Genomic DNA, 18,558 nt, shown 5'->3' with positions numbered 1-18,558 from the left:
GTGCAGGTTAGAATTGTTGGGAGCTGCGTTCCAGCCCCTTGATGACATCGACGCGTGGACCGGCCTGAGGCGCGGGTGCGGCGGCGGGACGGCGGCGTGGCAGCGGCTTGGCTTGCACCATGGCGGCGGGGGCGGCCATGGCGACCTTTTCATCGAGCAAGCTGGACTTGGTGGCGCCTTCCGTGTTGACGGGCTTGTCCTCGATCTGATTGCGCAGCACCAGCGACAGGGTGCCCACGCTGCGCGCCAGGTCGAGTTTTTCAGCCTGGTCCGGCGTCAGCTCCAGGGTCACGGCGTTGACCACCTTGGGCTTGGTGTCGTCGCGGCTCGATTCCTGGGCGATGGCCAGCACGAGGATGCGTTCGAGCACGATCTTGGAAATGTTCGGATCGCGGTCCGGCGTCTTGCGGGCCCCTTCGCCCTGGGTGTTGACGAGGATGTCGACGAAGTTGCCGGGCAGGGCGAAGCCGGCCACGCCCACCACGTCGTTGACGCGCACGGTCATGGCGCGCTTGCCCTCGGCGACGACGGCCGACAGGCCGCCTTGCGTGCCGGGAGGCGCCAGCTTGCCTTCCATGATCGGTTCGCCGTGCTGGATGCTGGTGCGCGTGACGCGCGTTTCCAGCAGTTTCGGATCGTTGATGGCACCGGGCGGCAGCGCGTTCGATGGCCAGTCGACCATGCGCACCATGTCGGGCGTGAGACGCGCCCCCAGGCTGATGTCGACCTGGGCCACGGCCACCTTGTTGATGTTGCCCGAGGCTTGGGCATTGATCCAGCGCGCGGCCACGATGACCGCGGCGAACGCCAGGATGACCGCAATGGCCATCATCGTCAGAGCGCGTGCGTTTCTCATTTTGCTTCCCCTTTGTGCTGGACCGCTGCCGGTCCGGTGTGTGTGCTTGCGAGGTCGTTATCGCTGCCGAAATAGTTTTGCCATGCCCAGAACAGGACTTCCGGAGACAGTTGTGCCGGGTGGTCTTCATAACGCGCCTGGTCGCAGACCTGCGCGAGGATGTCGCGCGGATAGCAGGCGAGCAAGGGCCGCTTGTAGAGGCTATGCAGGTGCAGCAGGTAGGTGTAGGAGGCTTCGTCGAAATTGATGCCCAGCTGGGCGCAGGTGCTGCGGAACACGGCCAGGTAGTGGTAGGCGCTCAGGGGGCCCACATGGATCTTGTAGCCGATGCGGCGCAGAAAGGAATCGTCGGCCAGCTGCTGCGGCGCCAGGTTCGACGAGAACACGACGATGACGTCGAAGGGCACGGGGAATTTGTAGCCCGTGTGCAGCGACAGGTAATCGATGTGGCGCGCCATCGGCACGATCCAGCGGTTCATCAGTTCCACGGGCGAGCAGCGCTGGCGGCCCAGGTCGTCGATGATGAAGATGCCGTTGTTGGCCTTCAGGTGCGGCGGCGCCTGGTAAAGGCGGGTGCCCTGGTCGAATTGCAGGTCCAGCATGTCGAGCGTCAGCTCGCCGCCCGTCAGCACGGCGGGGCGTTCGGCGCGCACCCAGCGCGGGTCGGATGGCACGCGGCCTTTGTTTGACAGGGTGTGCAGCATGGGGTCGAGGAAGGGCAGCACTTCGCCGTCGACCATCACGGCATGGGGCAGAGCGATGGCGCCGCTGAGCAAGCCGTTCAGGCGCTCGGCCAGGTAGCTCTTGCCGCTGCCGGCGGGGCCGTGAAAGAACAGGGCGCGTCCGGAATTCATGGCTGCGCCCAGCTGGTCGAGCACGGCCGAACTGGCCACCACGTCGCGAAATTCGCGCTGCACGTCGTCGCGCGTGACATGCATGTCGGCCACGCTTTGCGCCAGCACCTGGTTGCTGTAATCGGCCAGGGTGACGGGGGCGGGACCGCTGTAGGCGTTGCGGCGCATGTATTCGGCGGCGCGCAGGCGGCCCTGGTCGCCCAGCAGGTAATACAGGTCGGCGTCGGTGCCGCTGCCGCCGTTGCGGCGCGCTTCGCACAGCTTTTCGGCGCGCATGAAGGTGAGCAGCGGTTCGAGCACGCCGGCGCCCAGTTTCACGTGCGTCGACAGGGCGGGCAGGCCGATCTGGCCGCGCAGGAAGAGTATCTTGACCAGCAGTTCGACCAGGAACAGGAAGGGCAATCCCGTTTCCTCGACCGTGCGTGGCGCGCGCTTGGCCGCCGGTTCGGCGCCGCCGCCGTCGCTGCGTTCTGGATAGGTGTCAGGCATGATGGATACTCCTCGCTCGGATGGCCGGATATCAGAAGATGAAGGGCAGCAGGCGGTACTTCACCTGGCGCATGTAGACGCGGTAGCGCACGTCGGCGGACAGGAAACGCTCTTCGCGCAGCAGGCGCATCACCATCATGCCCATCGTCGCGACATAGATGACGGTGTTGGCGGGCGAAGTGTTGGCCAGCAGGTAGCCGCTCAGGGAAATCAGGTAGCTGGCATACAGCGGATGGCGTATCACGCGGTAGACGCCGCCCGTCTTGATCTCGCGCTGCGCCGCCACCAGGCCGAAGCTGCGGTTCAGCGACAGCAGGCCGGCGATCTGCAGCAGGCTGCCGACGGCCAGCAGGTAGCGCGCGCCGGGCCAGATGGCCATGTCGGCGGGGGACAGAAGGAAGGGCGCGAAGGTGGCGCCGATGGCCAGCAGCCAGTCGCCCGCATCGGTGGAGACGCTGACGGGGGCCGAACGCACGATGAAGAACAGGGCGGCCAGGGTTTCGGCGGCGCAGAACAGCAGATAGCTCCAGTCGCCGCTGTGCAGGAATCCCACCACGTGGGCGCTGGCAAAGAACGTCCACAGGCAAGCCATGGCGATGCTGGTGAACAGGCTGGCGTGGCGCGAGTGGCAGAGGGTGGCGAGGGTGTCCATGGTCGGGTCCTATGGTGGCTGGTCGTCGGAGCGGCGCGTTTCAGCGCAGGCTCCACAGGTGGGTGTATTGCAGGAAGACCTGCAAGCCGGTGCCGCTGGCAATGGCGAAGGCGTAGGCCAGCTTGCCGGTGGCCGGCGGCGGTTCGGCGATCGTGGCGGCGCCGCCGGCCAGGCTGTGCAGCAGCGCGCCCAGCATCATGTGCCAGGTATTTTTCAGCACCTGGCGCAGGCGCTGGCCGGCCAGCGCGGCGGCCAGGGCCAGCACGCCGCCGCACAGGAAGGTCAGCAGGGCCGCTTCGAGCACGGCGTCGGGACCGAGGAAGGCGCCGCACATGGCCATCAGCTTGACGTCGCCGGCGCCCAGGGCGCGCAGCAGATACATGGGCAGCAACAGGGCCAGTCCGGCGGCGGCGCCGGCCAGCGCCTGCAGCAGTCCCAGGCCGCCGAAGGAGGCGTCGAACAGGCCGGCGCCCGATGGCACGAAGCCGTTGAGGATCAGCCCCGTCAGCGTGCCCCACAGCACCAGCCGGTTCGGGATGCGGCGCGTGCGCAGGTCGTGCCACAGGGCGCTGGCGAGCAGGGTGGCCAGCATGGCCAGGCACAGCAGCATGGGCAGGTGGGCGTTCATGACGTCAGTCCTTCCTTGCTCATGCAGGGCGCCGTGGCCATGTGCATGGCCGGTGCCGCGGCCTGGCTGCCCAGCAGCCGTCCCACCAGGCGCCACACCAGCGCCGCGCCGGCCGCACCCACATAGCCGTCGAGCGCATAGTGCCAGCCCAGGTGGATGGAGCCGAGCAGGATCAGCACGGCGAAGGCGGACAGGGCGATCCCTGCGGCGCGGCTGACCTTCCAGCCCATGATGGCCATCAGCACGGCGGTGGCCACATGCATGCTGGGCATGGCGGAGATGCCCAGTTCACCGTTCGCGCCCTTGCTTTGATAGCCTTGCCACAGCATGTCCTGCACCTGCAGGGCCCAGACGGGAACGTGCTGGTTGGCGTCATGCAGGTAGGCCATCAGCGGCGCATACGGATCGCTGGCGTGCAGGTGGCCGTAGTAGCAGGGACCGACCGAGGCAAACAGCACGGCCAGGATGCTGCCCAGGGCGATCCAGGTCAGCGCAAAGCTGAGCAGGAACTGCATGCGCAGCAGCGGGCGGCGCGTGTCGAGGATCAGCCAGTACAGGATGGCGTAGAACAGGAAGAACCAGAAGTGGTAGCTGAAGTTGAGCAAGCCCGTGACGAGCGGGTGGCCCAGCAGCGGCTGCAGCCTTTCCCATGGGGCCATGCCGCCATGCAGCGCCATGTCCCAGGCGGACAGGGTGGCATCCCAGGTGTAGGGATGCAGGCGCGGAATGGCGCCCTTGAAGACGGTGAAGCTGGAGGCGAAGACGGGAATCAGCAGCATGGCCGGCAGCGCGTGCAGCAGGCGTTCGTTGCTCAGGTAGCGGCGCAGATCGTGGTACAGATAGTGGCACAGGCGGTGCGGGCGTTTCATCACCATGACGTGGATGGTGTAACCGCACAGGATGAAGACGGGACCCGTGAGGATGGCCACGAAGAAGCCGGCCAGCACGTTGAGGATCTCCGATGCGCTGGGCAGGCCGCCGGCCAGCAAGGTCGTGGCGGCGGCGTACAGCAGCACGATCACCAGCAGGGCGCGGTGGGTGCGCAGCGAGGCGCGCAGGGTGTTCATGACAGGGCCAGGACCACTTGGTCCTTGACGTAGACAAACAGCAGCTTGACCTGGTCACCCAGCACGGTGATCGTGACCACCAGCACTGCCGCGATCAGGCCCGCCAGCAACGCGTATTCGATCGCTGTAACGGCGGACTCGTCGGATAAACGGCTGAAGAAAGATTTCACGATGGGCCTCGCTAGGCGGTATCAAGGTGGGCGTGCCGGGAGTATGGGGAAGCGTAGTCCGGGCTGGCGCTGGGCCGGCCCGGACGGCACCGCGTCAGGCATTGGCGGTGGTCAGCTTGGTGCCGATGGTGCTGAAGGTTTTTTTCAGCTGCGTGCCGACGATGGTGATGGCGGCGATGATCACCACGGCGATCAGGGCGGCGATCAGGCCATATTCGATTGCGGTGACGCCATCTTCTTCGCGGATAAAGTTTTTGATGAGGTTCATGACAACTCCTGGTGGTGGTTAAGCTACGGCGGTGGGTAAAACGGCATGGCGGTGTTGCTTCCTGTTGCTACGCTCTCATGGGCTTTCGCCCAGTGCGAGCAGTCCGATGATGCACACCACCGCCATGAGGGCCGCCACCAGGGCATAGCGGTAGAACGCAGCCTTTTCCTTGCCCTGCAAATAGGTGATCAGGGCTGTCGGAAGAAACTTGTCAAGGCGCATGCTGTGCTCCGTGTCGTGGTGGGCCGCGCGGTGATTTGCACTCCGGTAAAACCACTATAGAAGTTGGCACCTTGATCTACATCAGAAGAACATCCTTTTATTGCAAGGAGGAATTGCTTGTTTTTTTCGTGACAATTGTCATGGTCGAGTCTGGCGTGCGAGCGCGCGGGCGCAGGCCGGGCCGGTGGCTGGCGAAGGGGGCGGCGGAGGGAGTGCGCGGCCGGGCCGTGGCCGTGCCGGGGGACGGCGGCGTCAGGCGCCGGGCGGCAATTGGCCCAGCTGGTGCTTGGTGGCGTAGGCGTACAGTTCCAGGCGGTTGTATACGCCCAGCTTGCGGTAGATCGACGTCAGGTGGTTGCGCAGGGTGTGTTCGGAGATGAAAAGCTGGTCCGCCAGCAGCTTGGCCGGCGTGCCGCTGCCGTGCACCAGCGCGGCGATGATCTTTCTTTCCTTGAGGGTCAGGCTGGCGATGGCGATGGCTTGCGCCGAGCCGCCGCCGGGCTGGGTCAGCTGCGTCAGCATGCGTCCCAGCATCGCGTGTTCCAGCCACAGCTCGCCCTGGTATACCTTTTCGATGGCCTTCAGCACCATCTCCGCCGGCGCATCCTTGCTGACGATGCCGCGCGCGCCTTTCAGCACCGTCTGGTCCAGGACGGCCTGGTCGTGGCTGGCCGTCAGCACCAGCACGCGCGTGCTGCCGCACTGCGCCAGCGCGGGCAGGATGGCCAGCGAGCTGATGCCGCCCAGGTCCAGGTCCAGCACGATCACATCCGGTTGCAGCGCCTTCGCCTGCTCCAGCGCCTCGGCGCTGTCGGACGCCGTGGCGACCACGCGCATGCCCGAGTGCTCGCCGCCGATCAGCCGCTCCAGGCCCCACAGCATGGTCTTGTGATCGTCCACCAGCATGACGCTGATGACATGGCTGGCCGGGGGCGTGTAGCGTAAGTCGTTCATATGGGGATCTCGATCTGCACGGAGGTGTTGCCCAGCATGCCATGCGTGACGCGGGCGGTGCCACCCAGGGCAGCTGCCCGTTCGGCCAGCGAGTCGGGCAGAAAATCGGGGACGTGCGCGGCGGCGCATTCGTTGTCGATGCTGATGTGCAGCGCGCCCTGCACGCAGGTCAGCTTGACGGCGCCGTGGCGCGCCGACGTATGCTTGCGGATATTGCTCATGCCTTCGTTGACGATCTGGAACACCTCGGCCGCCAGGCGGTCGTTGATGTGCAGGTCGCCTTCGATTTGCAGGGCGATGTCGATGCCATAGAATTCGCGGATCTGCGTGGCCTGGCGGCGCAGCGCGACCAGCAGTTCCGGCTCGCTTTGCACCTGGCCGTTCTTGAACGTGCGCGCGTAGCTGCGCAGGTCGGCGATCACCTGGCCCGACATGATGATCAGTTTTTCCAGTTCGGGCAGCAGCGGGTTGCCGGGCGTGGCTTCGTTGCGCAGGGCGGCCAGGCCGTGGCGCAGGCCGATATACGGCTGCACGGCCGTGTCATGCAGGTCGCGGGCGATCTTTTCGCGCTCGCGCGAGGCCGCCTGCGACGCCAGGCGGTCGAGCAGGTCGATGTTTTCAATGACGGGAAACGCCTGCGCGCCGATATGACTGAGAAACAGGGCGTCCGTCTTGCTCATGCTGGTGGCGGAGACGATGAAGATGCGGCCCTTGCCATTGCGCAGGGGCAGCGGTGCGCTGATGAAGGCGTGCGCTTCGAGCAGCTCGGCCAGGCGGTCGCCTGCCGCGTCGTCGTGCCGCAGCCAGCGTCCGCTGTCGGGATCGAGCATGCGCGCGCCGCCTGTCCACGGCAGCCAGCGGCCGGCGGGCTGGTTGTACAAGGCGATTTTATCGTGCGGGAAAGCGAGCAGGGGACTGGCCGCGTCATCGCTGAGGAGCGAGCTGGTGTGCACGACGCCCGTTGCCGTTTGCAGCACGCTGCGCAGCGACCAGACCCGCGTGCCCTTGTCCTGCATGATCAGCAGGCAGCTGCGGCCGTTGAAATAACTGCGGGTTTTTTCCAGCACGGAGGTAATGGTCTGGTCGACGCCAAAGCGCGGATTGGACAGCTGGCTGACATCGCGCAGCAGCGCCAGGTGGCTGCGCTGCGTGATGGCCGAACCGCCCCAGTAGGCGATCATGTAGCCGAGCGCCAGCAGGAAGGTGGTACGCAGCAGCAGGCGCGACAGCTCCGCATCCGATTCGCCGAACAGGGCCGTGGCGGCGAACAGGCCGGCCGAGGCCAGGGTCACGCGCGCGCCTTCCTCGAAGCCCCGCTGGAACGACGAGGTCAGGATGGCAAAGAAAAAAAACAGGAAGAATAAATTGTTGTGGCTGCTGGTGGAAAACACGATCAGCGCATACCAGGCCACGTCGAGCCAGTACAGCAAGATGTCCTGGGGCAGGCTGAAGCCCAGCACGGCCAGCACATAGAGCAGCAGGCTGTGCATGGTGTAGGCGGAAAAGATCAGCCAGGTAATCTTGCTCAGCTTGCCGGCGCTTTCGGGGTCGATGAACAGGGTCAGCAAGGTGGCGCTCGACAGCAGCAGGCGCATGCCGTTGACCATGGTCGTATCCATGCCGGCACCCGGCAAGCCGGATCTGAGGGGAGGATCGAGATTCACAAGCGCTCCTGGCCGTGTCCCGCATGGTGAGCCATGCGCAGGGATAGATACCACAGATAAATTCTTGTTATTGTTGCTGCAATCAATGACGAGTCTACGCACACGCCATAAAGATGTCTACTGGAATCCTTTGCCCTGCGTTGCTTTTTTTACAGCGGCTGCACCATCACGCGGTTGCGCCCGGCGCCCTTGGCCAGGTACAGGGCGCGGTCGGCGGCGCCGATCAGGGCGGAGATGGTCGGCTGCTGCTGCGGGTGCTGGGTGGCGATGCCGATGCTGACCGTGATGTGCTTGACCTCATTGCCCGTCTTGGCATGCGGAATGCGCAGTCCGGCCGCGTGCTGGCGGATTACCTCGGCCATGCGCAGCGCCTGCGCCGCGTCCGTGTCGGGCAGGATGGCGGCAAATTCCTCGCCGCCATAGCGCGCCAGCAAGTCTGTGGGGCGCTGCAGCATGGCGGCCAGTTCGGCCGCGACGCGGATCAGGCAATCATCACCTTGCTGGTGGCCGTAATGGTCGTTGTAGTCCTTGAAGTGATCGATATCGATCATCAGCAGCGACAGGGGGCTGCCCGTGCGCATGGCGCGCCGCATTTCCTTCTCGATCGCCACGTCGAAGTGGCGGCGGTTGGCGATGCCCGTCAAGCCGTCGGCAAAGGTTTGCGAACGCAAGACCATGGTCTGTTCGCGCAGCAGCTTTTCGCGGCCCACGGCGATGGTGACATCATTGATCTGGATCAGGCAGTGGCGCGGCGAATCGGGCAAATTGATCGGCGTGACGGCGATCGCCTGCTGCATGCGCTCCCGGCCTTCGGCCGCGCCATGCGTGTACAGGGGAAACGGCGCCTTGTGCAGGGTTTGCGACAGCAGCGACTGGAAATTGTCGCGCAGGGCCTGGGTGATGGCCGAATCGATGCGCTTGTGGCGCAGTTCCGGATAGACGGTGAAGAAATCCTGGCCCAGCACGGCGTCGGCCTGGCATGCCGAGTGGCGCGCCATCCAGTGGTTCCACAGCACGATGCGGTGCTGCTCGTCGAGCACGATGGCGCCCAGGTTGACGGCGCCGAGTATGCTCTCGAGCAGGGCGAGTCGGTGTAAGGCATCGGGCATGATCGTCACGCCTGTCCCAGGACCTTGGCCAGATAGTGGCTGACCTGCTGCTTCAGGTCGTGCAGGGCGGACAGGTCGAGCACGAATGCCACATAACCGTGGATCTGGTGCTTGGACAGCACGAAGTCGATATGCAGCATCAGTACGACGGCCTCGTCATCGTGGCCGCCGAACGAAGACAGGATTTCCGCGCTGGTACCCACGTGGTACAGGGGCAGCGAGCCATGCAGTTCGCTGTCGAACAGGTTGGCCAAAGTCCCTACGCAGGAATTGAGGATGATGTTGCCGATTTCGCTCATCGCTTCCTGTTCCATCTCCGTCAGTTCCTGCAGCGGCATGGCGTCGCCCACCATCAGGCGCACGATTTCCAGGCTTTTATCTTCGGGAAACATCAGGATGGCTTCGGTGGCGAAGGCGCCATCGTAATGCTGGCTGACGCCGCAGATGCGTTCGCCATCCTTCTTGCTGCCCAGCAATGCAGCCGCATCGGCACGGTTCAGGAAAGTGATCGACGGCACCGACATGGTGACTTCTTCATTGACGATCTCGCTCATCGCGGCGGCCGCATGGCCCACCCCGATGTTGAATATCTCCACGAGGGCATCGTTTTCCAGTTCGGAGAGATTGACCATGCTCACAGTCCCAGTGACTCGATCAGCTGGTGGATGCGGGTTTCCGTGATCGGTTTTTCCATGAAGCCGACACGAAGTTCGATGGCGCGGTTGCGGATGGCGTTTTGCACGTTCGCCGTGACGAGAACGATGTGCGTTTGGGGGCACAGCGCGCGCAATTGTTCCGCCGCCGCCACACCGCCCATGCCGGGCATGTTGACATCCAGTAATATCAGCACAGGGCTGACAGTCTTGACTTTTTCCAGGGCTTCCTCACCCGTCGCCGCCTCAATCACTTGCCAGTCGGCATGTTTGCTGAGGATGAACTGATGCGACATCAGACGTGAAACCCGGCTGTCATCGACAACAAGTACCTGCTTACTGTGATTCATGTGCTATTCCTGAAACGTCATATCGGTCAATCGTTCCATTTTCGCATATTTTAGAGGGCATAGAGAGTAATTGGCTGGGCAATTGCCTTGGGGCAAGTCTTTTCCACTTGCCTGTTGTATCCCGTCGCCAGGTCCGTCATCATGGCCGGCTGGCCGGGCCGGCAATCCGTTAAAATAGCGGCATTCCTCACTTTAGCCTTTTTTTGCCATGACCCAAGACGAATTGAAGCAAGCCGTAGCCCGCGCCGCCATTAACTATGTGGTGGACGGTGAAATCATCGGTGTCGGCACCGGTTCCACCGCCAACTTTTTCATCGATGAACTGGCCAAGATCAAGGACCGCATCAAGGGGGCGGTCGCGTCGTCCGAAGCGACGGCCGCGCGCCTGGCCGGTCATGGCATTTCCGTCTTCGACCTGAACGACGTCGAGTCGATCGCCGTCTACATCGACGGCGCCGACGAGATCACGGCCAGCGGCGCCATGATCAAGGGCGGCGGCGCGGCATTGACGCGCGAAAAGATCGTCGCGTCCGTCGCGAAACAGTTCGTCTGCATCGCCGACGGCTCCAAGCTCGTCGAGACCCTCGGTGCCTTCCCGCTGCCGGTGGAAGTGGTGCCGATGGCGCGCGCCGCCGTCTCGCGCCAGCTGGCCGCGCTGGGCGGCACGCCCCGCTTGCGCCTGAAGCCTGGCAGCACGGAAGCATTCATCACCGACAACGGCGGCGAGATCATCGACGTGCTGGGCTTGCAGATCGCCGACCCGGTGGCGCTGGAACAGCAGATCAACCAGATCGTCGGCGTCATCGCCGTTGGCCTGTTCGCTGTGCGCGGTGCCAACGTTTGCTTGCTGGGCATGCCGGAAGGCGTGCGTACTTTGGCGTACTAAGGTGATAGCCGGCGTTCGCCGGCATTTGCACTTGTCTTACACGGCGGCCCCTTGCGGGCCGCTTGTCATGTGTGCCTGGCGGTACACGGCCACGGTGCGCAGCAAGCCGCCAAGGAAGATGCCGCTGAAGCAGCCGTAGGCGAGGCAGACGGGCACGATGAAGCCGGTCGCATGGGCGTAGGCCGGCGCGATGGCCAGGGTCACGGCCACCGCATACTTCATGCAAAAGATACTCATCATCAGCATCAACGGCACCCAGCTGCCGGGGTGCTGCACGCTGGCCCGCTCGGGTATGGCGACGATCTTGCGCGCATCGCTCAGCGTCCATGCCAGCGCCGCGCCGGCCAGGGCGCCGGCGGCCCAGGCGAACGGCGCCACGCCGGCCAGGCCGAAACTGCCCTGCACGCCGCTCAGGGACAGGGCCAGCATGACCAGGGGAATGATGCACAGCTTGCGCAAGGTCACTTCGCGTGCGCGGCTGGCCAGCACGCCCCGGTAGACGAGGAAGCCCAGGATGGCCCAGACGTAGAGGGGAGTGTGGCTGAAGATGTGCTGCAACATGGTGTCCGCCTTTGGAGTGAGGTTGTCGATGGACGTACTGTGCCAGCGGGCGGCATGGGCGGCGAGCGGTGTGCGACGAAACGGGGAGGCGGTGCCGTGAAACGGCGGAGGAGGGCGTGAAACGCAGGTGAAACTGCCCGTGACGCGGCGGCCACGGGCAAGCGATAAAACTTATTCCGTTGGCGGCACGTAGCCCATGGCGGCATCGGCGCCATCGCCGAAGAAATGCTTTTCCATCTGCGTGGCCAGGTATTTGCGGGCGCGCGCGTCGGCCAGGTTCAAACGGTTTTCATTGACCAGCATGGTCTGGTGCTTGAGCCAGGCGGCCCATGCTTCCTTCGACACGGATTCGTAAATCTTCTTGCCCAGTTCGCCCGGGTACGGCGGGAAATCCAGTCCTTCGGCTTCCTTGTTGAGTTTGATGCAGTGGATCGTGCGGGCCATCTGTGCTCCTGAATCAGTGTAGAGATAAAGCGTGATTATAAGGCACTTTGCGCCTGCCCTCGCGGGGCCGTCGCGGCCTGGCGACACGCCGTTTGCCGTGCCCTTGCGCATGATCAAATTTGATCTGCGCCGCCCTAGCTAGTAAGATGCCTTATCGCGCCAGCCGCTGGCTGCGCCTCTTCCAAGCAAGTAGTAACAATTAACCAATATGGAATCCCTATGACCTCAGTGAAAGTCCATGGCATCGATGTCAGCAATACCGGCAGCTTCGCGCTGTTTGGCGGCATCAACGTGCTCGAATCGCGTGATCTTGCCATGCGCGCCTGCGAAGAATATGTGCGCGTCACGCAAAAACTGGGCATTCCCTATGTGTTCAAGGCCAGCTTCGACAAGGCCAACCGTTCCTCGATCCATTCCTACCGGGGACCGGGCCTGGAAGAAGGCATGCGCATCTTCCAGGACGTCAAGGCGGCGTTCGGCGTACCCGTGATTACCGACGTGCATGAGCCATGGCAGGCGCAGCAGGTGGCCGAAGTGGTCGACGTGCTGCAACTGCCCGCCTTCCTGGCGCGTCAGACGGACCTCGTCGTGGCGCTGGCGAAAACGGGTAAAGTGATCAACATCAAGAAGCCGCAATTTTTGAGCCCAGGCCAGATGGCCAATATCGTCGAGAAATTCAAGGAAGCGGGCAACGACCAATTGATCCTGTGCGACCGCGGCACTTGCCTCGGCTACGACAATCTGGTGGTCGACATGCTGGGTTTTGGCGTCATGAAAAAGACCTGCGACGACCTGCCCATCATCTTTGACGTCACCCACGCCCTGCAGCAGCGCGATCCCGGCGGCGCCGCTTCGGGCGGCCGCCGCCAGCAGGTGGCCGACCTGGCCCGCGCCGGCCTGGCCGTCGGCATCGCCGGCCTGTTCCTGGAAGCCCATCCGGACCCGGACAATGCCCGCTGCGACGGCCCCAGCGCCTTGCCGCTGGACCAGCTGGAGCCGTTCCTGGCGCAGTTGAAGGCGCTCGACGATCTGGTCAAGTCGTTTGCGCCGCTGAATATCAAATAACGATCCCAATGTGAAAAAGCCCGGCATGCCGGGCTTTTTCAGTTTTACAGTGTCTTGATCAACACCTGCGACTTGCGCTGCCAGTTATACATATGCTGGCGGTCCTTCGGCAAATCGTCGACGGTGGCCGGCACGAAGCCCCGTTTCTTGAACCAGTGCGAGGTGCGCGTGGTCAGCACGAACAGTTTGTTCAGGCCGGCGGCGCGCGCGCGGTTTTCCATGTGTTTCAGGATGCGCTCGCCGTCGCCCTGGGCTTGCACTTCCGGGTTGACCGTCAAGCAGGCCATTTCCGCCATCTTTTGCGCGGGGAACGGGTACAGGGCGGCGCAGCCGAAGATCACGCCATCATGCTCGATGACGGAGAAATAATCGATTTCGCGCTCGATCAGCTCGCGGCCCCGCTTGACCAAAGTGCCGTCCGCTTCCAGCGGTTCGATCAGTTTGATGATGCCGCCCACGTCTTCGATGGTGGCCTGGCGCAGGCTTTCCAGGTTTTCATGGCTGATCATCGTGCCCACGCCATCATGGGTAAACAATTCCAGCAGGGCCGAACCGTCCATCGAGAACGGCACGATGTGCGAGCGCTCGACGCCGTTGTGGCAAGCCTTGACGCAATGCTTCAGGTAGAACGCCGTGGCGTCGGGCAGGAAGCCCGCCATCAGCACGGCTTCGGCCTGGTGCGACGACAGTTCGCGGATTTCCACGCCCGTGGCGTCTTCCATCATCGGCGTTTCGGTAATAAAGATCAGCTTGTCCGCGTGCAGGGCGATGGCGGCGCTGCACGCCACGTCTTCCATGGTGAGATTAAACGCTTCGCCCGTGGGCGAGAAGCCCAGCGGCGAGAGCAGCACCAGGCCGTCCGAACCGAGGATGGAATGGATGGTTTCGGCGTCGACCTTGCGCGTGATGCCCGTCAGTTCCAGGTCCACGCCATCGATCACGCCCAGCGGGCGCGCCGTGATGAAGTTGCCTGAAATGATACGGATGGCCGCATGCGACATGGGCGTGTTCGGCAAGCCCTGGCTGAACGCGGCCTCGATATCGAGGCGCAGCTCGCCGGCCGCTTCCTTTGCGCATTCCAGCGCGGCGATATCCGTGATGCGCACGCCGTTGTGGAAGCGGCCTTCGACGTTACGCAAGGCCAGTTGTTCCGCCACCTGCGGCCGCGAGCCGTAGACGACGGTGACATTGATGTCCAGCGCATGCAGTAGGGACAAATCATGGGCCAGCACCTGCAGCGCCCCGGCGCTGACGAGTTCACCGGGGAAGGCGACCACGAAGGTCTTGCCGCGAAAGGCGTGGATGTAGGGCGCGACGGAGCGCAGCCATTGGACGAATTGGGTAGGGTTTTCCATTAAGCGCATTATAATTCGCTGCGCGATGTGCGCGCTTAAAATACCTGTAAAAAAACAATGTCTTCAGCCAGCAATAAGTCTTCCCCTCCTTCCAACGTTGCAAATGCGCCCGCCAGCGGGGGTGTTGCCACGCCTGCCGCCGCGCCCGCGCCCGCGCAGGGCCGCCAGCGCCCGCCCGTGAGCCAGCAAAGGCCGCAAGCGCCGCGCGCGGAACAGCAGAAACAGCAACAGCAGCAGCGCGCGCCGCGTCCGCCGCGCGAGGGGCAGGCGCCGCGCAATGACCAGGCCAGCCGCGAAGAGCGCGAGAGCCGCGAGAGCCGTGACGCAGCGCGCGCCGCGCGCGAGGCGGAAAAGGCCTTCCGCAATCCGCTGCCACCGATTACCTATCCGGAAGACTTGCCCGTTTCGGGCCGGCGCGAAGAAATCGCCAAGGCGCTGATGGAAAACCAGGTCATCATCGTCTCGGGCGAGACGGGTTCCGGCAAGACGACGCAGTTGCCGAAGATTTGCCTGGAACTGGGACGGGGACAGAAGGGCATGATCGGCCACACGCAGCCGCGCCGCATCGCCGCCTCGTCGACGGCCAAGCGCATCGCGCAGGAACTGGGCACGCCGCTGGGCGAAACCGTGGGTTTCAAGGTGCGCTTTACCGATACCCTGAGCCGTGGCGCGTCCGTCAAGCTGATGACGGACGGTATCCTGCTGGCCGAGACGCAGACCGATCCGTTGTTGAAAAACTACGACACCATCATCATCGATGAAGCGCACGAACGCAGCCTGAACATCGACTTCCTGCTTGGTTATCTGAAGCAGCTGCTGCCGCGCCGGCCCGACCTGAAGATCATCATCACCTCGGCCACCATCGATGCCGAGCGCTTCTCACGCCATTTCGGCACGCCGGAAAAACCGGCGCCCGTGATCGAAGTGTCGGGCCGCTTGTACCAGGTGGAAGTGCGCTACCGTCCCGTGGAGCGCGAACAGGTGGCCATGCCGGGTGCCGGCGCGAACGCCGACAAGCCGGGCCAGCGTACCGCCGCCGCGCGCGAAAAGCGCGATCTGATGGATGCCGTCGTCGATGGCGTGGAAGAACTGTGCCGCATCGGCTCCGGCGACGTGCTGGTGTTCCTGCCCGGTGAGCGCGAAATCCGCGACTGCGCCGAAGCGCTGCGCAAGCACCATCCGCCGCACGTGGAGATTTTGCCCCTGTTCGCCCGCCTGTCGGCCGAGGAGCAGGAGCGGGTCTTCAAGACCAGCAATGCGCGCCGCATCGTGCTGGCCACCAACGTGGCGGAAACCTCGCTGACCGTGCCCGGCATCCGCTACGTGGTCGACGCGGGCCTGGCGCGCGTGAAACGCTACAGTTACCGCAACAAGGTCGAGCAGCTGCAGGTCGAGCCGATCGCCCAGTCGGCCGCCAACCAGCGCGCCGGCCGCTGCGGCCGCGTGGCCGATGGCGTCTGCATCCGCCTGTATGAAGAGCAGGATTATCTGCTGCGGCCGAAATTCACGGAGCCGGAAATCCTGCGCTCCTCGCTGGCCGCCGTCATCCTGCGCATGAAGTCCCTGCACCTGACGGACGTGGAAACCTTCCCCTTCATCGAGCCGCCGCTGGCGCGCGCGGTGGCCGACGGCTACCAGCTGCTGCAGGAACTCGGTGCCGTCGATGAAGTCAATAAACTGACGCCGCTGGGCAACAAGCTGGCCAAGCTGCCGCTGGACCCGCGCGTGGGCCGCATGATTTTGGCCGCGCTCGATAACGCGTGTCTGACGGAAGTGCTGATCGTCGCCTCGGCCCTGTCCGTGCAAGACCCGCGCGACCGCCCGATGGAGCACCAGCAGGCGGCCGACGAGGCGCACAAGAAGTTTGCCGATGAAAAGTCGGAGTTCCTCAGCTACCTGAAGATCTGGCGCTGGTTCGAGTCCGCCATCGAGCACAAGAAAACCAACCGCCAGTTGCAGGACAATTGCCGCACGAATTTCCTGTCGCAGATGCGCTTGCGCGAATGGCGCGACGTGCACTCGCAGCTGCTGACCATCGTCAAGGAGCAGGGCTGGCGCCTGAACGAAGCGCCCGCCACCTACGACAACCTGCACATGGCCTTGCTGACTGGCTTGCTGGGCAATATCGGTTTCAAGGGCGAGGACGAGCCGGGCGCCGGCTACCTGGGCGCGCGCGGCATCAAGTTCCATATCTGGCCCGGTTCCTCGCTGCTGAAAAAGCCGGGCAAGTGGATCATGGCGGCCGAACTGGTCGACACGACGCGGCTGTATGCGCGCTGCGTGGCGCAGATCCAGCCCGAGTGGCTGGAAAAAGTGGGCGAGCACCTGCTGAAGAAATCGTGGGGCGAGCCACGCTGGGAAAAACGCTCGGCGCAGGTGACGGCGTCCGAACGCGCTACCTTGTACGGGCTGGTGGTGTACAGCCAGCGCCGCATCAACTACGGCAATTTCAACTTGCCAGAAGCGCGCGAAATCTTCATCCGCGACGCGCTCGTCGGCGGCGACTTCGACACGCGCGCGCCATTCTTTGCGCATAACCATAAACTGATCAAGGATATCGAAAACCTCGAACACAAATCGCGCCGGCTGGACGTGCTGGTCGACGATGAACTGATCGCCGCCTTCTACGACAAGCTGCTGCCGGCGGACGTGTGCAATGGCGCCGGTTTCGAGAAGTGGCATAAAGAGGCCACGCGCGAGAACCCGAAGCTGCTGTATTTGAACCGCGAAGAGCTGATGCGCCACGAGGCGGCCGGCGTGACGACGGACCTGTTCCCGAAAACCATGTCCGTGACGGGCCTGGAAATGGGCCTGACGTACCACTTCGAGCCGGGCAGCGTGCGCGATGGCGTGACCTTGAGCGTGCCCCTGTACGCGCTGAACCAGTTGCCGCGCGAGCGCTGCGAATGGCTGGTGCCGGGCATGCTGAAGGAAAAAGTGCATCTGTTATTAAAATCCCTGCCGCAAAAGCTGCGCCGCCACTGCGTGCCGCTGCCTGACTATGCGGCGAAATTCTGCGAGCGCGTGCATGAAGCGGGCGTGTTCGGCCGCGGTGATTTGATCGATGCCATCATCCTCGATATCCGCACGCAGATCACGATCAATGTGCTGACGACGGACTTCAAGCCGGAAACCCTGCCGGCCCATCACTTCATGAATTTCAAGGTGATCGACGAGCATGGCCGCCAACTGGACATGGGCCGCAACCTGGCCACCCTGCAGGCGGAATTCGGCGGCCAGGCGCGCCAGAGTTTCCAGAAGCTGGCCGAAGTGTCGGGCGTTTCCGGCACGGGCACGCCCGGTGCCAAGGTGGCGGGCGCGCAAGTGGCGTCGCGGCTGCAGGCGCAAGCCCAGGGCGCCGCTGCGGGCAAGGGGGCGGCTACTGCCGCTGCGGCCGCGCCGGCGTCAGGCAATGCCACCGTCTCGCAGCACATGGGCTTGACGGCCTGGACCTTCGGCGAATTGCCGGAACTGCTCGAAATCGTGCAGGGCAAGCTGACCCTGATCGGCTTCCCCGCCCTCGTCGACAAGGGCACGCATTGCGACCTGGAAGTGTTTGACGACCCGACCGTGGCCGCGCGTACGCACAAGATCGGTTTGCGCCGTTTATTTGCGCTGCAAATGAAGGAGCAGATCAAGTACGTCGAGAAAAGCATTCCCGGCTTGCAGCAGATGGGCATGCAATTCATGGCCCTGGGTTCGCAGGAAGAGTTGCGCGAGCAAATCATCAACAAGGCGCTCGACATCGCCTGCCTGCAAGATCCGCTGCCGCTGGACGCCGCCTCGTTTGCCAAGCGACAGGCGGAAGGCAAGTCGCGCCTGGTCTTGCTGGTCAATGAAATCGCCCGTTTGCTGTCGCAAGTGCTGACGGAATTTCACGGCTTGCCCAAGCGGCTGCAAAATATTCCCGCAGCGGCGGCCAGCGATATCCAGTCGCAGCTGCAGGGCCTCGTGCATAAACGTTTCCTGACGGAAAACGAGTACACGCAGCTCGCGCATTTCCCCCGCTATTTGAAAGCGATCAATGTACGCCTGGAAAAACTGCGCGCCGACCCCGCACGCGACACCAAGTTGATGGCCGAATGGCAATCGGCCGCCGCGCCGTACTTGCGCCAGGCCAAGGACCGCCAGGCCGGCAAGAACACGGATCCGAAACTGGTCGAGTTCCGCTGGATGCTGGAAGAGCTGCGCGTGTCGCTGTTTGCGCAGGAATTGCGCACGCCGATGCCCGTGTCTGCCAAGCGTTTGCAGAAGGTGTGGGAATCGATGCAGCGGTAGGTCGGATTAGCGCGTCCGCAGGGCGCGCGTAAT

19 protein-coding genes are annotated in these 18,558 nt (G+C 63.8%); 3 read left to right on the top strand and 16 right to left on the bottom strand.

Annotated features, from left to right (window positions below; translation table 11 throughout):
• Positions 1 to 7 precede the first annotated feature (7 nt).
• From cpaB to AC1Q6X_RS19595, 13 genes are all read right to left on the bottom strand, one after another.
• A complete protein-coding gene (cpaB, locus tag AC1Q6X_RS19655) occupies positions 8 to 856 on the bottom strand; it encodes a Flp pilus assembly protein CpaB (RefSeq protein WP_058049598.1) in 849 nt (282 codons plus the stop codon).
• Positions 853 to 2,199, bottom strand: a complete 1,347-nt coding sequence (locus AC1Q6X_RS19650; RefSeq protein ID WP_230505643.1) for a DUF8689 domain-containing protein — start codon at positions 2,197 to 2,199, stop codon at positions 853 to 855. The genes cpaB and AC1Q6X_RS19650 overlap by 4 nt, the downstream gene beginning before the upstream one ends.
• A 31-nt stretch (positions 2,200 to 2,230) precedes the next feature.
• Positions 2,231 to 2,851 (bottom strand): methyltransferase family protein, encoded by a 621-nt coding sequence (locus AC1Q6X_RS19645; protein ID WP_070222435.1) that lies wholly within the window; start codon positions 2,849 to 2,851, stop codon positions 2,231 to 2,233.
• A 40-nt stretch (positions 2,852 to 2,891) separates the two neighbouring features.
• Entirely contained in the window at positions 2,892 to 3,479 is a 588-nt protein-coding gene (locus AC1Q6X_RS19640) for an A24 family peptidase (RefSeq protein ID WP_492498193.1), read from the bottom strand.
• On the bottom strand, positions 3,476 to 4,546 hold the full coding sequence (locus tag AC1Q6X_RS19635) for a phosphatase PAP2 family protein (RefSeq protein ID WP_492498192.1): 1,071 nt from the start codon (positions 4,544 to 4,546) through the stop codon (positions 3,476 to 3,478). Before AC1Q6X_RS19635 ends, AC1Q6X_RS19640 begins: the two co-directional genes overlap by 4 nt.
• Positions 4,543 to 4,716 (bottom strand): Flp family type IVb pilin, encoded by a 174-nt coding sequence (locus tag AC1Q6X_RS19630; RefSeq protein WP_230520798.1) that lies wholly within the window; start codon positions 4,714 to 4,716, stop codon positions 4,543 to 4,545. The genes AC1Q6X_RS19635 and AC1Q6X_RS19630 overlap by 4 nt, the downstream gene beginning before the upstream one ends.
• A 94-nt stretch (positions 4,717 to 4,810) precedes the next feature.
• Positions 4,811 to 4,984 (bottom strand): Flp family type IVb pilin, encoded by a 174-nt coding sequence (locus AC1Q6X_RS19625; RefSeq protein ID WP_070222439.1) that lies wholly within the window; start codon positions 4,982 to 4,984, stop codon positions 4,811 to 4,813.
• A gap of 75 nt (positions 4,985 to 5,059) precedes the next feature.
• Positions 5,060 to 5,206, bottom strand: coding sequence for a hypothetical protein (locus AC1Q6X_RS19620; RefSeq protein ID WP_157814672.1), 147 nt, complete (start codon positions 5,204 to 5,206; stop codon positions 5,060 to 5,062).
• Positions 5,207 to 5,458: 252 nt separating this feature from the next.
• Positions 5,459 to 6,160, bottom strand: a complete 702-nt coding sequence (locus AC1Q6X_RS19615) for a response regulator (RefSeq protein WP_070222441.1) — start codon at positions 6,158 to 6,160, stop codon at positions 5,459 to 5,461.
• Positions 6,157 to 7,824: a sensor histidine kinase gene (locus tag AC1Q6X_RS19610; protein ID WP_139142972.1), complete on the bottom strand. Its 1,668-nt coding sequence runs from the start codon at positions 7,822 to 7,824 to the stop codon at positions 6,157 to 6,159. Before AC1Q6X_RS19610 ends, AC1Q6X_RS19615 begins: the two co-directional genes overlap by 4 nt.
• 149 nt (positions 7,825 to 7,973) lie before the next feature.
• Entirely contained in the window at positions 7,974 to 8,933 is a 960-nt protein-coding gene (locus AC1Q6X_RS19605; protein ID WP_070222467.1) for a GGDEF domain-containing protein, read from the bottom strand.
• 5 nt (positions 8,934 to 8,938) lie between these two features.
• A complete protein-coding gene (locus AC1Q6X_RS19600; RefSeq protein ID WP_070222465.1) occupies positions 8,939 to 9,565 on the bottom strand; it encodes a chemotaxis protein CheC in 627 nt (208 codons plus the stop codon).
• 2 nt (positions 9,566 to 9,567) lie between these two features.
• Positions 9,568 to 9,936, bottom strand: coding sequence for a response regulator (locus tag AC1Q6X_RS19595; protein WP_070222443.1), 369 nt, complete (start codon positions 9,934 to 9,936; stop codon positions 9,568 to 9,570).
• Between the two features lie 208 nt (positions 9,937 to 10,144).
• On the opposite strand from AC1Q6X_RS19595, the gene rpiA reads away from it, so the two are divergent.
• Positions 10,145 to 10,822, top strand: coding sequence for a ribose-5-phosphate isomerase RpiA (gene rpiA / locus AC1Q6X_RS19590; protein ID WP_492498191.1), 678 nt, complete (start codon positions 10,145 to 10,147; stop codon positions 10,820 to 10,822).
• A gap of 36 nt (positions 10,823 to 10,858) precedes the next feature.
• On the opposite strand, the gene AC1Q6X_RS19585 is transcribed toward rpiA, so the two are convergent.
• Both AC1Q6X_RS19585 and AC1Q6X_RS19580 read right to left on the bottom strand, forming a co-directional pair.
• A complete protein-coding gene (locus AC1Q6X_RS19585; RefSeq protein ID WP_492498190.1) occupies positions 10,859 to 11,383 on the bottom strand; it encodes a DUF6622 family protein in 525 nt (174 codons plus the stop codon).
• 171 nt (positions 11,384 to 11,554) lie between these two features.
• Positions 11,555 to 11,827 carry an oxidative damage protection protein gene (locus AC1Q6X_RS19580; protein ID WP_034750797.1) on the bottom strand — a complete coding sequence of 91 codons (273 nt, stop codon included), beginning with the start codon at positions 11,825 to 11,827 and terminating at the stop codon, positions 11,555 to 11,557.
• A gap of 219 nt (positions 11,828 to 12,046) precedes the next feature.
• Here AC1Q6X_RS19580 and kdsA point away from each other — a divergent pair, with 219 nt between their 5' ends.
• On the top strand, positions 12,047 to 12,892 hold the full coding sequence (gene kdsA, locus AC1Q6X_RS19575) for a 3-deoxy-8-phosphooctulonate synthase (protein WP_034750794.1): 846 nt from the start codon (positions 12,047 to 12,049) through the stop codon (positions 12,890 to 12,892).
• 44 nt (positions 12,893 to 12,936) lie between these two features.
• On the opposite strand, the gene argA is transcribed toward kdsA, so the two are convergent.
• Positions 12,937 to 14,247: an amino-acid N-acetyltransferase gene (argA, locus tag AC1Q6X_RS19570; RefSeq protein WP_046685875.1), complete on the bottom strand. Its 1,311-nt coding sequence runs from the start codon at positions 14,245 to 14,247 to the stop codon at positions 12,937 to 12,939.
• 57 nt (positions 14,248 to 14,304) lie between these two features.
• Between argA and hrpA the strand changes: the two genes are divergently transcribed.
• Entirely contained in the window at positions 14,305 to 18,525 is a 4,221-nt protein-coding gene (gene hrpA / locus AC1Q6X_RS19565; RefSeq protein WP_492498189.1) for an ATP-dependent RNA helicase HrpA, read from the top strand.
• Positions 18,526 to 18,558: the final 33 nt, after the last annotated feature.

The sequence above is a fragment of the Janthinobacterium sp. GW823-FHT06H09 genome, assembly GCF_058794735.1.
This window is presented reverse-complemented; position numbering and strand designations above follow the sequence as displayed.

Bases quoted from the DNA above. Each gene is read 5' to 3' on its own strand.
- kdsA (WP_034750794.1), top strand. From the start codon at position 12,047: ATGACCTCAGTGAAAGTCCATGGCATCGATGTCAGCAATACCGGCAGC.
- AC1Q6X_RS19645 (WP_070222435.1), bottom strand. From the start codon at position 2,851: ATGGACACCCTCGCCACCCTCTGCCACTCGCGCCACGCCAGCCTGTTC.
- AC1Q6X_RS19595 (WP_070222443.1), bottom strand. From the start codon at position 9,936: ATGAATCACAGTAAGCAGGTACTTGTTGTCGATGACAGCCGGGTTTCA.
- hrpA (WP_492498189.1), top strand. From the start codon at position 14,305: ATGTCTTCAGCCAGCAATAAGTCTTCCCCTCCTTCCAACGTTGCAAAT.
- AC1Q6X_RS19600 (WP_070222465.1), bottom strand. From the start codon at position 9,565: ATGGTCAATCTCTCCGAACTGGAAAACGATGCCCTCGTGGAGATATTC.
- AC1Q6X_RS19640 (WP_492498193.1), bottom strand. From the start codon at position 3,479: ATGAACGCCCACCTGCCCATGCTGCTGTGCCTGGCCATGCTGGCCACC.
- AC1Q6X_RS19625 (WP_070222439.1), bottom strand. From the start codon at position 4,984: ATGAACCTCATCAAAAACTTTATCCGCGAAGAAGATGGCGTCACCGCA.
- AC1Q6X_RS19650 (WP_230505643.1), bottom strand. From the start codon at position 2,199: ATGCCTGACACCTATCCAGAACGCAGCGACGGCGGCGGCGCCGAACCG.
- AC1Q6X_RS19635 (WP_492498192.1), bottom strand. From the start codon at position 4,546: ATGAACACCCTGCGCGCCTCGCTGCGCACCCACCGCGCCCTGCTGGTG.
- AC1Q6X_RS19580 (WP_034750797.1), bottom strand. From the start codon at position 11,827: ATGGCCCGCACGATCCACTGCATCAAACTCAACAAGGAAGCCGAAGGA.
- rpiA (WP_492498191.1), top strand. From the start codon at position 10,145: ATGACCCAAGACGAATTGAAGCAAGCCGTAGCCCGCGCCGCCATTAAC.
- AC1Q6X_RS19620 (WP_157814672.1), bottom strand. From the start codon at position 5,206: ATGCGCCTTGACAAGTTTCTTCCGACAGCCCTGATCACCTATTTGCAG.
- AC1Q6X_RS19615 (WP_070222441.1), bottom strand. From the start codon at position 6,160: ATGAACGACTTACGCTACACGCCCCCGGCCAGCCATGTCATCAGCGTC.
- AC1Q6X_RS19605 (WP_070222467.1), bottom strand. From the start codon at position 8,933: ATGCCCGATGCCTTACACCGACTCGCCCTGCTCGAGAGCATACTCGGC.
- cpaB (WP_058049598.1), bottom strand. From the start codon at position 856: ATGAGAAACGCACGCGCTCTGACGATGATGGCCATTGCGGTCATCCTG.
- argA (WP_046685875.1), bottom strand. From the start codon at position 14,247: ATGGAAAACCCTACCCAATTCGTCCAATGGCTGCGCTCCGTCGCGCCC.
- AC1Q6X_RS19585 (WP_492498190.1), bottom strand. From the start codon at position 11,383: ATGTTGCAGCACATCTTCAGCCACACTCCCCTCTACGTCTGGGCCATC.